The 18,657-nt window shown below is 73.6% G+C and carries 16 protein-coding genes; 5 read left to right on the top strand and 11 right to left on the bottom strand.

Going from position 1 to position 18,657, the window contains the following annotated elements; all coding sequences use genetic code 11:
* Nucleotides 1–2 precede the first annotated feature (2 nt).
* The 6 genes from QOL16_RS08575 to QOL16_RS08550 form a co-directional block, all read right to left on the bottom strand.
* On the bottom strand, nt 3–767 hold the full coding sequence (locus tag QOL16_RS08575; protein WP_065962279.1) for a YebC/PmpR family DNA-binding transcriptional regulator: 765 nt from the start codon (nt 765–767) through the stop codon (nt 3–5).
* Between the two features lie 80 nt (nt 768–847).
* Nucleotides 848–1,441: a pyridoxal 5'-phosphate synthase glutaminase subunit PdxT gene (gene pdxT, locus QOL16_RS08570; protein WP_139266263.1), complete on the bottom strand. Its 594-nt coding sequence runs from the start codon at nt 1,439–1,441 to the stop codon at nt 848–850.
* A complete protein-coding gene (gene pdxS / locus QOL16_RS08565) occupies nt 1,438–2,364 on the bottom strand; it encodes a pyridoxal 5'-phosphate synthase lyase subunit PdxS (protein ID WP_065962284.1) in 927 nt (308 codons plus the stop codon). The genes pdxT and pdxS overlap by 4 nt, the downstream gene beginning before the upstream one ends.
* Nucleotides 2,365–2,376: 12 nt before the next feature.
* Nucleotides 2,377–3,072 (bottom strand): HIT domain-containing protein, encoded by a 696-nt coding sequence (locus QOL16_RS08560; protein ID WP_083394843.1) that lies wholly within the window; start codon nt 3,070–3,072, stop codon nt 2,377–2,379.
* On the bottom strand, nt 3,072–5,093 hold the full coding sequence (gene thrS, locus QOL16_RS08555; protein WP_171898761.1) for a threonine--tRNA ligase: 2,022 nt from the start codon (nt 5,091–5,093) through the stop codon (nt 3,072–3,074). The genes QOL16_RS08560 and thrS overlap by 1 nt, the downstream gene beginning before the upstream one ends.
* 53 nt (nt 5,094–5,146) lie before the next feature.
* Nucleotides 5,147–5,689, bottom strand: a complete 543-nt coding sequence (locus QOL16_RS08550; RefSeq protein WP_065962287.1) for an adenine phosphoribosyltransferase — start codon at nt 5,687–5,689, stop codon at nt 5,147–5,149.
* Between the two features lie 149 nt (nt 5,690–5,838).
* Here QOL16_RS08550 and QOL16_RS08545 point away from each other — a divergent pair, with 149 nt between their 5' ends.
* Nucleotides 5,839–6,996, top strand: a complete 1,158-nt coding sequence (locus tag QOL16_RS08545; RefSeq protein WP_071281814.1) for a glycoside hydrolase family 6 protein — start codon at nt 5,839–5,841, stop codon at nt 6,994–6,996.
* Nucleotides 6,997–7,232: 236 nt separating this feature from the next.
* Here the strand turns inward: QOL16_RS08545 and QOL16_RS08540 are convergent, their stop codons facing one another.
* The 3 genes from QOL16_RS08540 to ybaK form a co-directional block, all read right to left on the bottom strand.
* Nucleotides 7,233–7,475, bottom strand: coding sequence for a hypothetical protein (locus QOL16_RS08540; protein ID WP_071281811.1), 243 nt, complete (start codon nt 7,473–7,475; stop codon nt 7,233–7,235).
* Between the two features lie 723 nt (nt 7,476–8,198).
* Nucleotides 8,199–10,796, bottom strand: a complete 2,598-nt coding sequence (locus QOL16_RS08535; RefSeq protein ID WP_071281809.1) for an ATP-dependent Clp protease ATP-binding subunit — start codon at nt 10,794–10,796, stop codon at nt 8,199–8,201.
* 96 nt (nt 10,797–10,892) lie between these two features.
* Complete coding sequence (gene ybaK / locus QOL16_RS08530; RefSeq protein ID WP_065962293.1) at nt 10,893–11,378, bottom strand: Cys-tRNA(Pro) deacylase; 486 nt, start codon at nt 11,376–11,378, stop codon at nt 10,893–10,895.
* Between the two features lie 67 nt (nt 11,379–11,445).
* Between ybaK and QOL16_RS08525 the strand changes: the two genes are divergently transcribed.
* Nucleotides 11,446–11,736: a hypothetical protein gene (locus QOL16_RS08525; RefSeq protein WP_065963684.1), complete on the top strand. Its 291-nt coding sequence runs from the start codon at nt 11,446–11,448 to the stop codon at nt 11,734–11,736.
* A 52-nt stretch (nt 11,737–11,788) separates the two neighbouring features.
* Nucleotides 11,789–12,532 (top strand): membrane protein insertase YidC, encoded by a 744-nt coding sequence (locus QOL16_RS08520; RefSeq protein ID WP_071281807.1) that lies wholly within the window; start codon nt 11,789–11,791, stop codon nt 12,530–12,532.
* 88 nt (nt 12,533–12,620) lie between these two features.
* On the opposite strand, the gene QOL16_RS08515 is transcribed toward QOL16_RS08520, so the two are convergent.
* A complete protein-coding gene (locus tag QOL16_RS08515; RefSeq protein WP_065963679.1) occupies nt 12,621–12,878 on the bottom strand; it encodes a hypothetical protein in 258 nt (85 codons plus the stop codon).
* Between the two features lie 120 nt (nt 12,879–12,998).
* Between QOL16_RS08515 and QOL16_RS08510 the strand changes: the two genes are divergently transcribed.
* Both QOL16_RS08510 and QOL16_RS08505 read left to right on the top strand, forming a co-directional pair.
* Nucleotides 12,999–13,967, top strand: a complete 969-nt coding sequence (locus QOL16_RS08510) for a hypothetical protein (RefSeq protein ID WP_071281783.1) — start codon at nt 12,999–13,001, stop codon at nt 13,965–13,967.
* Nucleotides 13,968–14,205: 238 nt separating this feature from the next.
* Nucleotides 14,206–15,606 carry an MFS transporter gene (locus QOL16_RS08505; protein WP_139266261.1) on the top strand — a complete coding sequence of 467 codons (1,401 nt, stop codon included), beginning with the start codon at nt 14,206–14,208 and terminating at the stop codon, nt 15,604–15,606.
* Between the two features lie 731 nt (nt 15,607–16,337).
* Here QOL16_RS08505 and QOL16_RS08500 read toward each other — a convergent pair.
* Entirely contained in the window at nt 16,338–18,599 is a 2,262-nt protein-coding gene (locus QOL16_RS08500) for a collagen binding domain-containing protein (protein ID WP_071284568.1), read from the bottom strand.
* Nucleotides 18,600–18,657: the final 58 nt, after the last annotated feature.

The raw sequence follows: 18,657 nt of genomic DNA, 5'->3' as shown, positions 1-18,657 counted from the left end.
GCCTAGTCCTCGTCCTCGTCGAGCTCGGCCTGGACGTCCGCGGGGATGTCGAAGTTCGCGTAGACGTTCTGCACGTCGTCGCTGTCCTCGAGCGCGTCGATCAGCTTGAAGACCTTGCGCGCGGTGTCGGCGTCGATCGGGACCTTGAGCCCCGGCACGAATTCGGCGTCGGCCGAGTCGTAGTCGATGCCGGCCTCCTGCAGCGCGGTGCGGGCCGCCACGAGGTCGGACGCCTCGGTGATGACCTCGAAGCCGCCGCCCTGGTCGATGACGTCCTCGACACCCGCGTCGAGCACGGCCGTCATGACGGTGTCCTCGTCGAGGCCGTCGACCTTCGACACCGAGATGACGCCCTTGCGGGAGAAGTTGTACGCGACGCTGCCCGGGTCGGCCATGGTGCCGCCGTTGCGCGACATCGCCGTGCGGACCTCGGCCGCGGCACGGTTCTTGTTGTCCGTGAGGCACTCGACGAGCATCGCGACGCCGTTCGGGCCGTAGCCCTCGTACATGATCGTCGTGTACTCGATCGACTCACCGGTCAGGCCGGCGCCGCGCTTGATGGCGCGGTCGATGTTGTCGTTCGGCACCGAGGTCTTCTTGGCCTTCTGGACCGCGTCGACCAGGGTCGGGTTGCCCGACAGGTCGGCACCGCCCATCTTGGCCGCGACCTCGATGTTCTTGATGAGCTTGGCGAACGACTTGGCACGACGGCTGTCGATGACGGCCTTCTTGTGCTTGGTCGTTGCCCACTTGGAATGCCCGGACACGGTGCTCCTTGCGTCTAGCGGAAGATCCGCACCAGTCTACCGGCCGGGAGGCGCGGATCGCCGCCGCCCCGCGGGTCGCGTCAGGCCGATGCGACCATCGCCAGGAAGCGGCGGTGGAAGCGGTCCTCGCCCGCGACCTCCGGGTGGAACGCGCTCGCGAGCACGTTGCCCTGCTGCACGGCGACGACCTGCCCGTCGGCGAGGGCACCGAGGACCTCGACGCCCGCGCCGTGCTGCTCCACCACGGGGGCCCGGATGAAGACCGCGTGCACCGGGGCCTCACCGAGCGCCGGCATCGGGATGTCGGTCTCGAAGGAGTCGTTCTGGCTGCCGAACGCGTTCCGCCGCACGGTGGTGTCGAGCACGTCGAGCGTCTGCTGCCCGGGGATGCCCGCGGCGATCCGCGACGAGAGCATGATCATGCCCGCGCACGTGCCGTACGTCGGCAGCCCGGCGCGGATCGCGGCCGACAGGGGCTCGGCCACGCCGAACGCCCGCGAGAGCTTGTCCATGACGCTCGACTCGCCGCCGGGGATCACGACACCGTCGAGGGTGTCGATTTCTTCCGGGCGGCGGAGCGGCACGACGTCCGCGCCGAGTTCGGTCAGCGAGGCGATGTGCTCGCGGAAGTCACCCTGCAGCGCCAGGACCCCGATGCGGGGTCGGGCGCTCACCAGCCGCGCTCGGCGAGACGGTGCGGGGCGGGGACGTCGGCGACGTTGATGCCGACCATCGCCTCGCCGAGCCCGCGGGACACCTCGGCGATGACCTTGGGGTCGTCGTGGAAGGTCACGGCCTTGACGATCGCGGCGGCCCGCGCGGCCGGGTCGCCCGACTTGAAGATGCCCGAGCCCACGAACACGCCGTCGGCGCCGAGCTGCATCATCATCGCGGCGTCGGCCGGGGTGGCCACGCCACCGGCAGTGAAGAGCACGACCGGGAGCTTGCCGGTCTGGGCGACCTCCTTGACGACGTCGAACGGCGCCTGGAGCTCCTTGGCGGCGACGTAGAGCTCGTCCTCCTTGAGGTACCGCAGCGCCGCGATCTCCTTCGAGATGGTGCGGATGTGCTTGGTCGCCTCGGAGACGTCACCGGTGCCGGCCTCGCCCTTGGAGCGGATCATCGCGGCGCCCTCGGTGATGCGACGGAGCGCCTCGCCCAGGTTGGTGGCACCGCAGACGAAGGGGGTGGTGAAGTTCCACTTGTCGATGTGGTTGACGTAGTCGGCCGGCGACAGCACCTCGGACTCGTCGATGTAGTCGACGCCGAGCTCCTGCAGCACCTGCGCCTCGACGAAGTGGCCGATGCGGGCCTTCGCCATGACCGGGATCGACACCGCGGCGATGATCTCCTCGATCATCGACGGGTCGGACATGCGGGCGACGCCGCCCTGCGCGCGGATGTCGGCGGGCACGCGCTCGAGGGCCATGACGGCGGTCGCGCCGGCCTCTTCCGCGATGCGCGCCTGCTCGGCGTCGATGACGTCCATGATGACGCCGCCCTTGAGCATCTCGGCGAGGCCGCGCTTGACGCGGTCGGAGCCGGTGATCGAGGTGCCGTTGCCGTTGGTGCCCGAGGTGCTGGTGCTGTCGCTCATGATGCCGACAGTCTAGTCCGCAGCGGGCCAGCCCTCCGCGACGAGACGGCGGGTGTCCCCCAACAGCTGGGACATCGACTTCGTGCGGGCGATGATCGGGAAGAAGTTCGCGTCCGAGGCCCACCGCGGCACGACGTGCTGGTGCAGGTGCGCGGCCACACCGGCGCCGGCGACCTCGCCCTGGTTCATGCCGATGTTGAAGCCGTCGCAGTGCGAGACCTCGCGGAGGACGCGCATCGCGGTCTGGGTCAGCTCGCCCATCTCGCGGAGCTCGTCGGGGGTCGCCTCGTCGTAGAGCGGGACGTGGCGGTAGGGGCAGACCAGCAGGTGGCCGTTGTTGTACGGGAAGAGGTTGAGCAGCACGTACGCGTGCTCGCCGCGGGCGACGATCAGGCCGTCCTCGTCGGACTTCCCCGGTGCCTCGCAGAACGGGCAGTCGTCCTCGTGCCCGCGCCCCTTGCCCTCGCGACCGGCGTCGATGTACGCCATCCGGTGCGGGTTCCAGAGGCGCTGGAAGGCGTCCGGCACCGCGGCGCCGGTGGCGGCGTCACGGATGACCAGCGGGTCGTCCGCGGACCCGGTGCCGGCGGCCCCGGGGCGGACCGTGTCCGTCGCGCCGGGCGCAGCATGGGCCCCGGAGCCGGCCGCGTCGACGACGTGACCGGTCCCGGGGACCTCGGGTGTGCCTCCCGGCTGCTCGGCGACCATCAGACCTGCGCGCGGTCGCGGATCGCGGTGGTGATGCGCTCGACCGCCTCGTCGACGGGCACGCCGTTGTCCTGGCGGCCGTCGCGGAACCGGAACGAGACCGCCCCGGCGTCGCGGTCGTCGCCACCGGCGATGAGCTGGAACGGCACCTTGGCCTTGGTGTGCGTGCGGATCTTCTTCTGCATGCGGTCGTCCGAGTGGTCGACCTCGGCACGGACCCCGTGCGCGCGGAGCTTCGCGACGACCTCGTCGAGGTAGTCGCCGTACTCGGCGGCGACCGGGATCGCGACGACCTGGACCGGCGACAGCCAGGCCGGGAAGGCGCCCGCGTAGTGCTCGGTCAGGACGCCGAAGAAGCGCTCGATCGAGCCGAACAGGGCGCGGTGGATCATCACCGGGCGCTTCCGGGAGCCGTCCGGCGCCGTGTACTCCAGCTCGAAGCGCTCGGGCAGGTTGAAGTCGAGCTGCACGGTGGACATCTGCCAGGTGCGGCCGATGGCGTCACGCGCCTGGACGGAGATCTTCGGGCCGTAGAACGCGGCACCCGCGGGGTCCGGGACGAGCTCGAGCCCGGACTCCTCGGCGACCTCGCGCAGGGTGTTCGTCGCGATGTCCCAGACGTCGTCGTCGCCGACGTACTTCTCGGGGTCCTTCGTGGACAGCTCGAGGTAGAAGTCGTCGAGGCCGTAGTCGCGGAGCAGCGAGAGCACGAACTCGAGGGTCGTGGTCAGCTCCTCCTTCATCTTCTCCTGGGTGGTGAAGATGTGGGCGTCGTCCTGGGTCATGCCGCGGACGCGCGTCAGGCCGTGGATGACGCCGGACTTCTCGTTGCGGTACACGGTGCCGAACTCGAACATCCGCAGCGGCAGGTCGCGGTACGACCGGGCCTGCGAGCGGTACGCCAGGATGTGCATCGGGCAGTTCATCGGCTTGAGGTAGTAGTCCGCGCCCTGCCGGGTGACGTTGCCGTCCTCGTCGCGCGCCTCGTCCATGTGCATGGCCGGGAACATGCCGTCCTTGTACCAGCCGAGGTGCCCGGACTGCTCGAACAGGTCGCCCTTGGTGATGTGCGGCGTGTAGACGAAGGAGTAGCCCTCCTGCTCGTGCCGACGGCGCGAGTAGTCCTCCATCTCGCGGCGGATGATGCCGCCCTTCGGGTGGAAGATCGCCAGCCCGGAGCCGATCTCGTCGGGGAACGAGAACAGGTCGAGCTCGGCGCCGAGCTTGCGGTGGTCGCGCTTGGCGGCCTCCTCGAGGCGCACGAGGTACGCCTTGAGCTGGTCCTTGTCCGGCCAGGCGGTGCCGTAGACGCGCTGCAGCTGCGGGTTCTTCTCGGAGCCGCGCCAGTACGCCGCGGCGACGCGCATGAGCTTCGAGGCGTTGCCGATCCAGCGGGTGTGCGGGACGTGCGGCCCGCGGCAGAGGTCCTGCCAGACGACCTCGCCGGTCTTCGGGTCGACGTTCTCGTACACGGTCAGCTCGCCGGCGCCGACCTCGACGCTCTCGCCCGAGTCACCCTCGGCAGCGGCGCCCTTGAGCCCGATGAGCTCCTGCTTGTACGGCTCCCCCGTCATGAGCTCGCGGGCCTCGTCGTCCGTGACGACCTTGCGCCGGAAGCGCTGGGCCTGCTTGACGATGCGGTCCATGCCCTTCTCGATCGCCTTGAGGTCGTCCGGGGTGAACGGCTCGGCGACGTCGAAGTCGTAGTAGTAGCCGTCGGTGACGGGCGGGCCGATGCCGAGCTTCGCGTCGGGGTTGATCTGCTGCACGGCCTGCGCGAGCACGTGCGCGGCCGAGTGGCGGAGGATGTCGAGGCCGTCCTGCTCGTCGAGCGTCACCGGCTCGGCGGTCTCGCCCGCCTGCACGTCGGCGGCGAGGTCCTTGAGCACGCCGTCGACGCGGATCGCCACCACGCCGCGGACGCCGTCGAAGAGCTCGGTGCCCGTCGTGGTCGTCGTCGCGGTGCGGGGCTCGGGTGCCTGGGGAAGGTCTGCGGGCGCGGGTGCGACTGACTCGGTCACGATCGTGGTGCTCCTCGGTTGGATCAGGGGTGGGTCAAGACTAGTGCGCGGCCTCAGGCGGGGACGCGTCCGAGCGTGGTCACGGGCAGGCGCGGCTCCAGGCGCTCCCGACCCGCCAGCCCGTCGAGCTCGAGCAGCGACGCGAACCCGATCGCCTCGTACCCGGCGCGCTCGAGCAGCGTGATCGTCGCCGCACCGGTCCCACCCGTGGCGAGGACGTCGTCGACGACGAGCACCCGGGTGCCCTGGGGTAGCTGCCCGGGGCGGAGCTCGAGTTCGGCCTCGCCGTACTCGAGCGCGTACTGCTCACTGAGCACCTCGCCGGGGAGCTTGCCGGCCTTGCGGACGGTCAGGACGCCGACCTGGTGCTGCGCGGCGATCCCGCCGGCCAGGGCGAACCCGCGTGCCTCGATGCCCGCGACGGCCGAGAACCCGGCGCCGATCGCGAACGGGGCGGCGAGGGCCTCGCAGACGCGGCCGAAGGCGACCGGGTCGGAGAACACCGGGGTCACGTCGCGGAACAGGATCCCCGGCTTCGGGAAGTCCGGGACGATCGCGGTGAGTCGTTCGACGAGGGCAGCAGCGGTTTCGGTCACCGCACAACGGTAGTCGACCGTGCCCGCACCACGCCGCCGCGGAGCCGTCAACCCCCTCCTTCTGGTGCTCGACCCGGCACGGGAGCAGGAGTTCCCATGGTCGGCACCGGGACCGCGTGCGCAGGGCACACGCCCGGTCGGGAGGAACCGTGCACCACCACAGGACCACCATCCCGGGCAGGGCCGGCTCCCACGGGACGACGACCAGGACGACGACCCCGGGCAGGGCCGGGCGCCGGGCAGCCGTCGTCACCGCCGCGGCCCTCCTGACCGGGGCGGTCGTGCTCACCGGCGCACCGGCGATCGCCGCACCGAGCGGGAGCACCGCCGCGCGCACGTCCGCCGTGGTCCCCCGCGGGTCGACCAGCACCACCGCGAGCACGACCGCCGTCGCCCGACCCCCGGTCACGCCGGGCACACTCCGCACCGCTCCCCCCGTCGAGGTCTTCGCGGGCGGCCCGACGCTGCAACCCGACGCGCAGGCCGGGGTCGCCGCCACCCGGCTCGCCGCCGAGGGCCGCACGACCGAGGCCGCCGCCGCCCGCACGATCGCCGCGCAGCCGGTCGCGACCTGGCTCGGCGACTGGCTCCGGGGCGACCTGCTCGACCGCGTCGTCGCGCGCAACCTCGCCGCCGCCGAGGCGTCCGGCACCACCCCCGTCTTCGTCACCTACGCGGTGCCGAACCGCGACTGCGGCGGGTTCTCGGCCGGCGGCCTGACCGCCGCCGACTACACCGCGTGGAACGAGCGCATCGCCGGGATGCTCCGCGGGCACCGGGCGGTGGTGCTCGTCGAGCCGGACTCGCTCTCGCACCTGCCGACCTGCCGCTCGGAGGACGCCACGCGCCCGGCACTCCTCGCGGCCGCGGTCGACGCGTTCGCCGCGGCCGGGGTGCCCGCCTACCTCGACGGCGGCAACGAGAACTGGAACAAGCCCGCCGTGCAGGCCGACCTGCTGCAGCGCGCCGGCATCGACCGCGCGCGCGGGTTCTTCACGAACGTGTCGAACTTCTACGCCCTCGAGGGCGAGCAGGCCTACGCCGAGCGCCTCAGCGCGCTGACCGGTGGCTCCCGCTACGTCGTCGACGTGTCGCGGAACGGCCGGGGCTGGCTCGGCACGTGGTGCAACCCGCCCGGCGCCGGGCTCGGGCAGACCCCGCGCGTGGCGAACGGGACGACCGGGCTCGACGCCCTGCTGTGGGTCAAGACCCCGGGCCTGAGCGACGGCACCTGCAACGGCGGCCCGGCGGCGGGCACCTGGTACGCGTCGTACGCGGTCGCGCTGGTCGCGAACAGGGCGCGCTGAGGCTGGCCGGGAGGCGCGCCCCACCTCCCTGCGCCCCCACCGCCCGCCGCGTGGGCGGCGCACCGCCGCGGGCTCGCCGGGCGCGCGAGCGCCGCTCGGCACCCCGCCCGAGCGGCTCGGGTGCGCGTCGCACAACGGGGAGCACCTCGCGCCACGGCGATGCGTGGCGCGAGGTGCTCCCCGTTGTGCAGATGGTCCGGCAGCGGAGCGCCCCCGGCGTCGGGCGACCGGGCCGGTCAGCGCCACATGCGCATCGCGGCGCCGCGGACGAGCAGGTCGAGCTCGCGCTCGCGCCGCTCGCGCTCCAGGCGCTGCCGGGTCGCGTGGTCGACGGACGGCCGCACGCGGCGGGTCCGACGACTCCAGATGATGAGCGACATGCCGACGCGCAGGGCGATGCGGTCGGCCAGGGACACGCGTCGCACAGCTGCGGCTGCGGCGGTGTCGGGCGGACGGGTGGACGTGGTCTTCGACGACACGGTGGTTCCCCTTCAGGGAGTGGTGCCCGGGAACGGGCGGTACGGAGGGTGCGGCGGAGCGCCGGCGCGGACGCCCGGCGGTCGGGCATCACGAGGACCCGGTCGACCGGCGCCACGGAAGAACCCGTCGGGAGGACGGTCCGACAAGCCCGGAGAACGGGCACGACACCTCGTCCGGGAATGCGGACGGGAATGTCGGGAACAATGCACGGACGGTGCATTCCGCAACGGTTCCGGATCGGAACGGGAGCGGTGTGGTGGAATGCCGCTGGACGAGCGCCGCACCGGCACGGGTACCCGCCGGGCGCAGCCGACACCGTCGCGACCACGCCGACACGGTCGGCGGTCACGGGTGCGGATGGGCAGGGCCCGGCGACGCCTGGCAGGTCACCCCCGGAGGGCGGACCTCAGTGCAGACGTGCCGGAACGGCAGGTGTCGAGCGGTGCGGGACGCTCGCGGTCAGCGGACCCGGAGCGGGGTCCAGCTGGCTCCACGGAATCCACGGAACGGAGTCATCGCGGTGATCATCATGGTCAGCCCCCCTCTCGGTCTCGTGCTGACGCGGTGTGCTCGTGAACACTATCCACACCGGGAATGCATGCGCAACCCTTTCCTCGAAGAATCTCGGAATGCATTCCTGCGCACACGGGACGACCCCGGTACCGAGGTGGTACCGGGGTCGTTGCGATCGTGCACGGACCGGGGTCCGGGCGCGCCGTCACCTACCGCGTGGCGTGCTCCGCGACCCGCGCCGTGAGCGCGCCGTCCTCGACGTCGACCAGGACGGTGTCGCCCTCCGCGACGGCGCCGTCGACCACCAGGGTCGCGATGCGGTCGTCCACCTCGCGCTGCACGAGGCGGCGGAGCGGTCGGGCGCCGTACTCGGGCTCGTACCCGTGCTCGGCGAGCCAGTCGGCGGCCGCGTCGGTGACCGTCATCGTCATGCCCTGTGCGAGCAGGCGGAGGCCGGTCTCGTGCAGCAGCAGCGACACGATCGAGCGGAGCTGTCCGGGCTCGAGCTTGCGGAAGAGCACGACGTCGTCGATGCGGTTGATGAACTCCGGCCGCATCGCCTCGCGCAGCTTGCCCATCACCCGGGCGCGGAGGTCCTCCTCGGCGTACCCGTCGGCACCGGCCGCCGAGAACCCGAGCGCGCCGGACCGCGACGCGAGGAACTCCGACCCGATGTTCGACGTCATCACGACGACGGTGTTCCGGAAGTCCACCGTGCGGCCCTGCCCGTCGGTGAGCCGCCCGTCGTCGAGCACCTGCAGGAGCAGGTTGAAGACGTCCGGGTGGGCCTTCTCGACCTCGTCGAGCAGGATCACCGAGTACGGGTTCCGCCGGACGCGCTCGGTCAGCTGGCCGGCCTCGTCGTAGCCGACGTACCCGGGAGGGGCACCGACGAGCCGCGACACCGTGTGACGCTCGCCGTACTCGCTCATGTCGAAGCGGAGCATCGCCGACTCGTCGCCGAACAGCGACGCGGCCAGGGCCTTCGCGAGCTCGGTCTTGCCGACACCGGTCGGGCCGAGGAACAGGAAGCTCCCGACCGGACGGCGCGGGTCGCCCATGCCGGTCCGGCTGCGCCGGACCGCGGTGGCGACGGCGCGCACGGCGTCGTCCTGGCCGACCACCCGCTCGTGCAGGTCGTCCTCGAGCGCGGCGAGCCGGGACCGGTCGCCCTGTGTCAGGCGCGTCGCCGGGATGCCGGTGGCGCGGGACACCACCTCGGCGACGTCGGCCTCCGTGATCGTGCGGTCACCGGCTGCCGGACGGGAGGCGCGGCTGACGTCACCCTGCGACGCGGCGGTGATCCGCGCCTCCAGTCCGTCCACCTCGTCGCGCAGGCGCGACGCGTCCTCGTAGCGCTCCTCGGCGACCGCGGCGTCCTTGGCCGCCGTGAGGGCGACGACCTGCTCGCGCAGGGCCGCGACGTCGTCGTCGCCCGACAGGGCGAGCCGACGGCGTGCGCCCGCCTGGTCGACGAGGTCGATGGCCTTGTCGGGCAGGTGCCGGTCGGTGACGTAGCGGTGCGAGAGCTCGACCGCGGCGCGCAGGGCGTCCGGGGTGTACTCGACGTCGTGGTGCTCGGCGTAGCGCGGGGCGAGGCCGGTGAGGATCGCGACGGCGTCCTCGACGCTCGGCTCGCCGACGGTCACGGGCTGGAAGCGCCGTTCGAGGGCTGCGTCCTTCTCGATGCGGCGGTACTCGGCGAGGGTCGTCGCACCGACGAGGTGCAGGTCGCCACGGGCCAGGCGGGGCTTGAGGATGTTGCCGGCGTCCATCGAGCCGCCCTCGCCGCCACCGCCCGCGCCGACCACGGTGTGCAGTTCGTCGACGAACAGGACGAGCTCGTCGGCGTGCGCCGCGACCTCGTCCATGGCCGTCGTGAGGCGCTCCTCGAAGTCGCCGCGGTAGCGGGTGCCGGAGAGCATGGCGGCGAGGTCGAGGGCGACCACGCGCTTGCCGCGCAGCAGGCCGGGGACGTCACCGTCGGCGATGCGCTGCGCGAGGCCCTCGACGATCGCGGTCTTGCCGACGCCGGGCTCCCCGATCAGCACGGGGTTGTTCTTGGTGCGACGGAGCAGGACCTCGACGGTCTGCTCGATCTCGGCGGCGCGGCCGATCACCGGGTCGATGCGGCCCTGCCGCGCGCGCTCGGTCAGGTCGGTCCCGAACCGGTCGAGCGTCGGGGTGTCGGACTGCTGCTGGTCGGTCTGCTGGTCGGACTCGGTGGTGCCGGGCATCGGGCGCCCCTCTCGTGCGGCCTCGGCCGCCTGCTGTGCGTACGACTGCAGGACCTGCGGCGTGACCCCGGCGCTCGCGAGGAGCTGACCGGTCACGGTGTCGTGGTCGGTGACGAGCGCGAAGAAGACGTGCTCGGGGTCGGTGTAGGTGCTGCCGAAGCCACGCGCGGCCTGGGCGGCCTCGAGCAGGATCCGCTGCGCGGTCGCGGTCAGCCCCGGACGCCCGGGAGCCGCGTCCTGGGACTCGCGGGCCATCGGCAGGCGCTGCTCGACCTCGGCGGCGAAGCGCTCCGGGTCGACGCCGGCGTGCTGCAGGACGGCGCCGAAGGGGTCGGTCCGGACGAGCACGTGCAGGACGTGGAGTGCGTCCACCTCGTGCTGGCCCTGGGCGACGGCGTACTCCGCGGCCTGCTGGAGCAGACCGTGGGTGCGGCGGCTGAGCAGCCGCGTGATGTCGACCGGTCGACCGAGCGGTACCGACCGCTGGCCGCCGGGCTGCTGTGCCGCGAGCAGGCGTGCGAGGAACGCGTCGAACGCGTCGCCGCCGGTCGGGCCGAACGTCTCTGGCAACGGGACCTCCTGGGGAACGTGAGTGCCTTCGACTCAGTGCAACGCAGGAGGGGTCGGCTCATTCCCGGCAGCGGGAAGAACTTGCGCCGGGGTGACTCAAGTCCGGGCGATCCGGGCCGTCCGGGCGTCCGTGGCCCGGACGAGGTCGGCCGGGGTGAGCTCGATGTCGAACCCGCGACGGCCGCCCGAGACGAAGATGCTCGGGTAGTCCGCGGCCGACGCGTCGACGACCGTCCGCAGGGGCGTCTTCTGCCCGACGGGGCTGATCCCGCCGACGACGTACCCGGTGCGCTTCTCGGCGAGGGCGGGCAGCGCGAGGGACGCCTTCTTGCCGCCGAGCACCGCCGCGACGGCCTTGAGGTCGAGACGGTTCGCGACCGGGACCACGGCGACGGCGAGCTGCCCGTCGACCGAGACGACGAGGGTCTTGAAGACCTGCTCCTCGCGGAGGCCGAGCGCGGCGGCGGCCTCCTCGCCGAAGTTCGTCGCCGTCTCGTGGTGTTCGTACACGTGCGGCGTGAACGGGATCCCTGCCCGTTCGAGGGCGAGGGTCGCTGGGGTGCTCGGCGATCCTGCGGTCATGGTCCGATCCTGCCCGCCCGGACCCGCCCGCCGACCGAGCCACGCGGGGCGCTAGCCTGAACCCACCATGACCGTGATCGAGCCCCTGCTGCGCATCGTCGCCGCGCTGGTGCTCGGCGACCCCTCGATCGGCCCCGCGCCGCTCGTCGCCGTGGTCGCCGTCCTCGGGGTGACGGCCGTCGCGGTCGCCGTGCTCGTGGCGCACCTGCTCGCGGTCGCGTTCGGGTTCGACCTCGCCCCCCTGCACCCGCAGCGGGGCGACCGCGACGACGACCTGCCGACACGGATCGCGTGGAGTCACCCGGACGCCGACGGACACGTCCGCGCCCGGGCACCGGGAGTGTGCACGCCGGCCTGACCACCGCGGTGGTCGGGTCACGCCTGCCCGTCCCTCCACCGAACGGAACGTCATGGACCCCACCACCCTGCCCGTCGTCGGCATGCTGCTGCACGGCGGCGCCGACCTGCTCACCGCCGTCGCCGAGGGCCTCTCCCCGTTCGTCGGGGACGCCGCCTCGGCGCTCGCCGTCGTCGCGCTCACCCTGGCCGTGCGCCTCGTGCTCGTGCCGCTCGCCGTCGTCCAGGTCCGGGCCGAACGCGACCGCCGGCGACTCGCCCCGCGACTGGCCGAGCTCCGACGTCGACACGGCCGCGACGCACAGCGTCTGCAGCGTGCCGTGCAGGAGCTGTACACCTCGGAGCGGGTCTCGCCGCTCGCCGGGTGCCTGCCCGTGCTCGCGCAGGCTCCGGTCCTGTCGCTCGTGTACACGCTGTTCAGCCACGGGACGATCGGCGGCGTGACGAACACGCTGCTCGAGGCGACGCTCGTCGGCATCCCGCTCGGGCGGTCCCTCGTGGTGGTGCTGACGTCCCCGCTGTGGACCCACGCCTGGGTCGTCGTGCTGCTGCTCGTGCTCCTCGCGCTCGTGGTCGAGGCCAGCCGCCGGGCGAACCTGCGGTGGAACCCGGTCGCGCCGGTGGCCGACGGGGCGGCGGACCCGAGCAGCGGGGCCGCCACGGCCGTCACCCGGTGGGTGCCCTTCGTGTCGGTCGTGTTCGCGGGGATCGCACCGCTCGCGGCGACGCTGTACGTCGTCACGAGCGCGGTGTGGACCTACGGCGAGCGGGCGGCGCTCCGTCGGGTGATCCGGTAGCGCCGAGTCGACACGCGCGCCCGCAGCGGTCGCGCCGGTCGCGACGGCCGGGTCGGTCCCGTCGACCGACCCGGTCCGGTGCGTCGGGTCAGCCGCCCTGGCCCTCCTGCTGTGGGCCCTGGTCGACCGGGTCGTACTCGGTGCCGCGCCCCTGCTCCTCGTCGGCGGTCGGGACGTGGCGCTCCGTCCCGCTGCCGCCGGGGCTCGTCGCGACGTAGTCGGCCTCGCCGGACTGGGTGTCGTGGCTGAGCGCCTCGAGGGTCTCCGGGTCGGCGTCGTGGCGGACGGCGTCGTGGCGCTCGGCGTCGCCCGTGGTGGTGGTGTCGGGTCCGGTGTCTGCGGTCATGGCACCCGTCTACCCGTCGCCGACTGGACAGCGGTCGGACGGTGGGCCCCGGGGAACGGGCACGCGGGTCGTCCCGGTGGGAGCATGGGCAGGTCCGGTGCGTCCGGACCGGGAGCGCTGATGGTCGACGACGACGTGGCACGGGAACGAGCACGGCTCGAGGCCCTCGCCTGGGGCCCTGCGACGCCTCCCGACGAGGCCGCGCGCGCCCGGGTCGCCCTGGCAGCGCTCGTGCCGTCCGACGATGGCCGAGCGGGCAGCGTGCACCCCGACTCCGCGCCGTCGGCCGACGGACCCGGACCCGGACCCGGACCGTCGAGCGGCACGCCCGCCGCGGTGTCGTCGACCCACCTCCCCGGGACGGACGCAGCCGGGGCGGAGCCGGTCGACCACGACCACGACCACGACCACGACCACGACGTGATGGGGTCCGCCCGCGCACGCTCCGACGGACCGCCGGGCGTGCGCGGACCCGGCGAGCCGACCCGTGTCGTGGACGCACCCGCTGACGGCGGCGACGGACGAGGCGGCGGTGGGTCGGGCCTCCCGTCCGACCGCGACGGCGGTCGTCGCGACCTGGTGACCCGGGTCCGCGAGGCGGTCCGCACGACGCGACCACGGATCTGGATCGTGCTCGGCGCGGCCGTGACCGCGGTCGTGGCGTTCGGTGCCGGCACGGTCGTCGGGACCGCGCACGAACAGACGGTGTCGGCGCCCCAGACCACCCCGACGCCCGGTGCGGTGACGCTCGAGGAGCTGCTCGACATCCCGCAGACCTACGCGGACCAGCTGCCGGGGCCGGTCGAGGCACCGGTCAGCCTGCGGACCACCCGCCTGGTGTTCACCAACCGTGCGCTCGACGGCAGCGCGTTCGAGACGCCCTGGAACGTGTGGGCCGGCGTCGGGACGGACCGGTCGACGATCTGCCTGGTCGCCACCGCGAACCGCCTGGCGTCGACGACGGCCTGCTACCCGCGGGAGGACGCCCTGCACGGGTCGGTGTCGCTCTCGGCGCAGTCGACCAGCGGGACCCTCACGGTGACGCTGCGCGGCGGCGCCGTCCAGGGCACGGTGACGAACGAGAGCTGATCGGGAATGCCCGCTCCAGCACTGCGTTGGAGCGCTCCTAGGACTTTCTCGGCTCCGCCCCTCGCGCAATCCGGATGCAGCGTGCAACACTGGATGAGCGCACTCGCCGTGGAGTCGTCCACAACCATCCCGGGTCACTCGACCCGGTCCACACCCACCGCGAGCGCGCACCTCGCACCGCCGTCACGACGGTCCGGTCAGACGCGTGCTCCGCCGTGCCCCGGAGGAGGTCAGCAGCGTGTCCACCAACACCACCACCTCGGCCGTGTCGACGAACACGCGGCCGATCACCGTCACCACCCAGTCCGTCGTCGGCATCGCCGTGCTCGGTCTCGCGACGTTCTTCGCGATCACCACCGAGCTCATGCCGGTCGGGCTGCTCGGGACCATGAGCCGCGACCTCGGCGTCAGCGAGTCGACCATGGGCATCGTCGTGACCGTGTACGCCGCCGCGGTGGCGCTGCTCGCGCTCCCGCTCACCTCGCTCACCGCCCGGCTCCCCCGCAAGGCCGTGCTCGTCGCGACGCTCGTCGGGTACGCGGTGTCGAACGTGCTCGTCGCGACCGCACCCTCGTTCGCGGTCGTGTGCGCCGGCCGGGTCGTCGGCGGCGTCGCGCACGCGCTGTTCTTCTCCGTGGCCTCGGCCTACGCGACCCGGATCGTCCCGCCGCGCCTGGCCGGCCGCGCGATCGCCTTCGTGTACTCCGGCAGCTCGCTCGGCTTCGTCCTCGGCGTCCCGCTCGCGACCTGGGTGGCGCAGAGCGTCGGCTGGCGTCCCGCCGTCGGCGGCGTGGCCGTCGCGGCAGCCGGGCTCGCGGTCGTCGCCGCAGCGTTCCTGCCCGCCGTCCGCGGTGCTGCGTCGCCCCACATCGGTTCGCCGCGCGCATGGGCACGCACCGGCCTGCTGTCGGTCGTCGTGGCCGACCTGCTGCTCTTCGGCGGCCACTACGTCGTCTACACGTACATCGGCCCGTACGCGATCGACGCCGGACTCGACTCCGGGATGGTGAGCGGCGCGCTGCTCGTGCTCGGTGGCACCGGGATCGTCGGGCTCTGGCTCGCGGGCATGTTCGTCGACCGTGCGCCCCGGCAGACCCTGCTCGCCGCGATCGCCGTGATGGTCGTCGCCTTCGCCCTGCTGCCGTTCGTGCACGGCTCCCTCGTCGGGACCATGGTCGTCGCCGGCGTGTGGATGGCCGCCAACGGCACCACGGGCACCCTCTTCATGGCCGCGGCGATCCGGACCGGGGGCGTCTCCCCCGACATCGCCGGCGCGCTCGTCAACGGTGCGTCGAACATCGGGATCGCCGGGGGTGCGGCCGTCGGCGGACAGGCGCTCGGGGCCGTCGGGCTGCAGTGGATGCCGCTCGCCGGTGCGGTCGTGCTCGTCGGGTCGCTCGGCGTCGTGCTCGTCGCGCGGCGCGGGTTCCCGGTGCACTCGCACACGCAGGAGCACCTGTCGACGTCGTCGATCGAGGCCATCACCTCGTCGCTCGCGGTCGTCACGACGTCGGTGCCGGTGGTCGGACGGGCGATCCAGACGCTCACCGGGTCGATCGGCGTGGTCACGGGGACGGTGCGGACGGCGACGGGGTCGGTGCGGACGGCGACCGGGTCGGTGCGGACGCACCGGGGCTGAGGGGCGGCGAGGCTGCGCTGCTGCGCCCGCTGCTGCGCTGCGCGCGTGCCGCGTGGTGCGAGCTGTCTGCGCACAACCAGAAGCACGTCGCGCCACGGAACCACGTGGCGCGACGTGCTCCTGGTTGTGCGGGAGCGCGGTGGACCGCGGAACCGCCGGACGGGAGGCGCGGGGCGGGCTGGCGCTGCGCCTCCAGACCGATGGGGCGGTCGCGGCCGCAGGCGCGGGCGCGGGCGCTGCGCACAACGGTCGGCACGTCGCGCCGCGGAACCACGTGGCGCGACGTGCTCCTGGTTGTGCGGGAGCGCGGTGAACCGCGGAACCGCCGGACGGGAGGCGCGGGGCGGGCTGGTGCCGCGCCTCCCGTCCGGCGGGCGGTCGCGGCCGCAGGCGCGGGCGCGGGCGCTGCGCACAACGGTCGGCACGTCGCGCCACGGAACCGCGTGGCGCGACGTGCTCCTGGTTGTGCGGGAGCGCGGTGAACCGCGGAACCGCCGGACGGGAGGCGCGGGGCGGGCTGGTGCCGCGCCTCCCGTCCGGCGGGCGGTCGCGGCCGCGTAGCGCTGCGCAAAGCGGCGGGCACGTCGCGCCACGGAACCACGTGGCGCGACGTGCTCCGGGTTGTGCGGGAGCGCGGGGAACCCTGGAACCGCCGGGCGGGATGCGCGGGGCGGGCGAGCGCCGCGCCTCCGGGTCGGCGGGCCCGCGGCTCCGCGCGAACCTCGCCGCGCTCAACCGCGCTCGGCGCCCACCCGCCGTCGCGTCCGGGCGGCGCGCGCCGTGAGGACGGCCGCACCGATCAGGACCAGAGCACCCGCGGCGATCGCCGTCGGGGCGACCTCCGCGCCGGTGAACGCGAGCGGCCCGCGGGGAGTCGCGCTCCCGACGCCGCTCGGGGCCGTCGGGCCGGCACCCGGTGTCGGAGCGGGCGTCACCGGGCCCGGCGTGACGGCGGCGGCGCGCAGGCGCAGCGCCAGCGGCACCGGCGTGGCACCCACGGCCGCCGTGGTGACCCGCTGCGCGGTACCCGCCGTCGCTCCGGTGCCGGCCGCGACGTCGTACTCGGTCGCCGACTGCAGACCGGGCAGCGTGAAGGTACCGTCCGTCGCGGTCGTCGTGGACACCGGGTCACCCGCGGTGGGCGTCGCGACGACGGGGACGCCGGCGGCGGGCCGTCCGTCCGCGTCCGTGACCGTTCCGGGTTGGTCGACCGTCGGCAGCGGGAGGACGAAGTCGACCCGGGCGGTCGCAGCTCCCGTCGCACCCGTCGTGACCGACGTGGTCTCGGCACCGGTCACGGTCAGGCGGTAGTCGGTCAGCGGGGTGAGACCCGTGAGGTCGTACGACCCGTCGGCTGCGGTCGTCACGACGACGACGGTGCCCGAACCGGCCTCGACCGGTCGGGCCGTCACGGTCGCTCCGGCCACCGGAGCGCCGCCGCGGTAGCTCACGGACCCCGCCTGTGAGGTGGTCGACGGGACGGGCGTGGCGAACGGGAAGTCCGCGCTCGCCGTCCCGGAGCCGGTCGCCGTGACCGTGACCTCGGTGCTGCCCGTCGCACCGACCACGGGCTCGGTGGTGCGGACGGTGTAGGTCCCGGGAAGGACGCGGAAGTCGTAGGAGCCGTCGGGCGCCGTGGTGGTGGTCGCGACCACCCTCCCGGCCTGCACGAGTTCGACCGTCGATGCACTCGGCGCGGCACCGTCGAGGGTGACCCGCCCGCTGATCGTGGCGAGCGGTGCCTGCACGACGATGGGCGCCAGGACGACGGTCGGCGCGCCGTCCGCACCGGTCGTGGCCGCGACCGGGGTGCCGCCGACGACGCTCGCCACGATGGCGGACCCCGCGGGGAGACCGACGGCGGTCCAGGCGCCGTCACCGTCGGTGGTGACCTCGGCGAGGACCGTGCCGTCCGTCGCGTCCCTGACGACCACCGGGACGTCGGCGACCGGGGTGCCCGCGGTGTCCACCACGGTGCCGTCCACCGCGACGGTGCCGGGCGGCGTGACGAAGGCGGTGTCGGCGCCCGTCACGTCGGCGCGGAGGGACACCGGGCCGGGAGCGGTCTGCACGGTCGCGTTGTCCGGGGTCGAGACCGAGACCCGGTAGCCGTCGGCCTGTGTCAGCGCCGGGACGGACCAGCGCCCCTGCGCGTCGGTCGTGGTCGTGACGACCGACCCGTTCGGTGCGGTCACCGTCACCAGGGCGTCCGGGAGGGCCGCCCCGTCGAGGGTCGCGGTGCCGGAGAGGGACGAGGTGCGGTTGGCGAACCAGGTCTGGTAGACGGGGGCACCGCTGCGCTGCTGGAACGCGATCGTGAGCGTCGCGAGGGAGGCCGTGGGCGTGAACCACGCGGTCGCCCCCGCGGTGTCGACCGCACCGGCGTTGCCACGCAGGACGCCGGTCGCGGCGTCCCAGGTCGGCACGTCCTGCCCGGCGGGCACACCGCCCGGGTCCCTCGGGCAGCTCCACCCGCCGGGCGAGACGGTCGAGCACGAGTTGTACGACCCCTGGTACCCGAGCTGTGCGACGGAGGCGGGGCTGCCGTCGGCAAGGGTCGCCGCGATCGTCGCCTGGTCGGCGTCGATGTCCCCGAGCACGAACGACCACCCGCCCGCACCGGGCGTGCCTCCCGCGAAGGTGTAGGTCGTCCTGGCTGCACCCGACGCGTCGGGGCGGTCGGCGGCCGGACGGAGGTTGAGGTACGAGTTGCCCCTGCTGTCCCCGTAGACCGCGCCGGGCGGCGTGGACGGGCCCTGACCCGTCGTCGTGCCGCCGATGACCTGTGCCTGGCGCGAGGTCGACGTCCAGGTGGTCGTCGGGAAGCCGGGCAGGGCCACCTCACCGGTGTAGGCGCCCGCCTTCCCCGTGGCGGTGAAGACACCCCAGTGCCCCTCGGTCGCGGCGGTCGCTGTGGTCGCCCCCGCGAGCACGAGGCCCAGTCCGAGGACGACGCCGGTCGCGCCGGCCGTGATCGTGCGCAGTCGGCGCATGAGTGTTCCCCTGTCCCGCGCCGGATCCTTGACGAGTCCTCAGGTTATCCGATGAGCG

Origin of the sequence: Curtobacterium sp. MCBA15_004 (genome assembly GCF_001865055.2) — a bacterium.
Classification (GTDB): Bacteria; Actinomycetota; Actinomycetes; order Actinomycetales; family Microbacteriaceae; genus Curtobacterium.
The sequence above is the reverse complement of the archived record's forward strand: the minus strand, read 5'-3'. Positions and strand labels throughout refer to the sequence as shown.

Bases quoted from the DNA above. Each gene is read 5' to 3' on its own strand.
- pdxS (WP_065962284.1), bottom strand. From the start codon at position 2,364: ATGAGCGACAGCACCAGCACCTCGGGCACCAACGGCAACGGCACCTCG.
- QOL16_RS08560 (WP_083394843.1), bottom strand. From the start codon at position 3,072: ATGGTCGCCGAGCAGCCGGGAGGCACACCCGAGGTCCCCGGGACCGGT.
- ybaK (WP_065962293.1), bottom strand. From the start codon at position 11,378: ATGACCGCAGGATCGCCGAGCACCCCAGCGACCCTCGCCCTCGAACGG.
- QOL16_RS08525 (WP_065963684.1), top strand. From the start codon at position 11,446: ATGACCGTGATCGAGCCCCTGCTGCGCATCGTCGCCGCGCTGGTGCTC.
- QOL16_RS08520 (WP_071281807.1), top strand. From the start codon at position 11,789: ATGGACCCCACCACCCTGCCCGTCGTCGGCATGCTGCTGCACGGCGGC.
- QOL16_RS08515 (WP_065963679.1), bottom strand. From the start codon at position 12,878: ATGACCGCAGACACCGGACCCGACACCACCACCACGGGCGACGCCGAG.
- QOL16_RS08510 (WP_071281783.1), top strand. From the start codon at position 12,999: ATGGTCGACGACGACGTGGCACGGGAACGAGCACGGCTCGAGGCCCTC.
- QOL16_RS08500 (WP_071284568.1), bottom strand. From the start codon at position 18,599: ATGCGCCGACTGCGCACGATCACGGCCGGCGCGACCGGCGTCGTCCTC.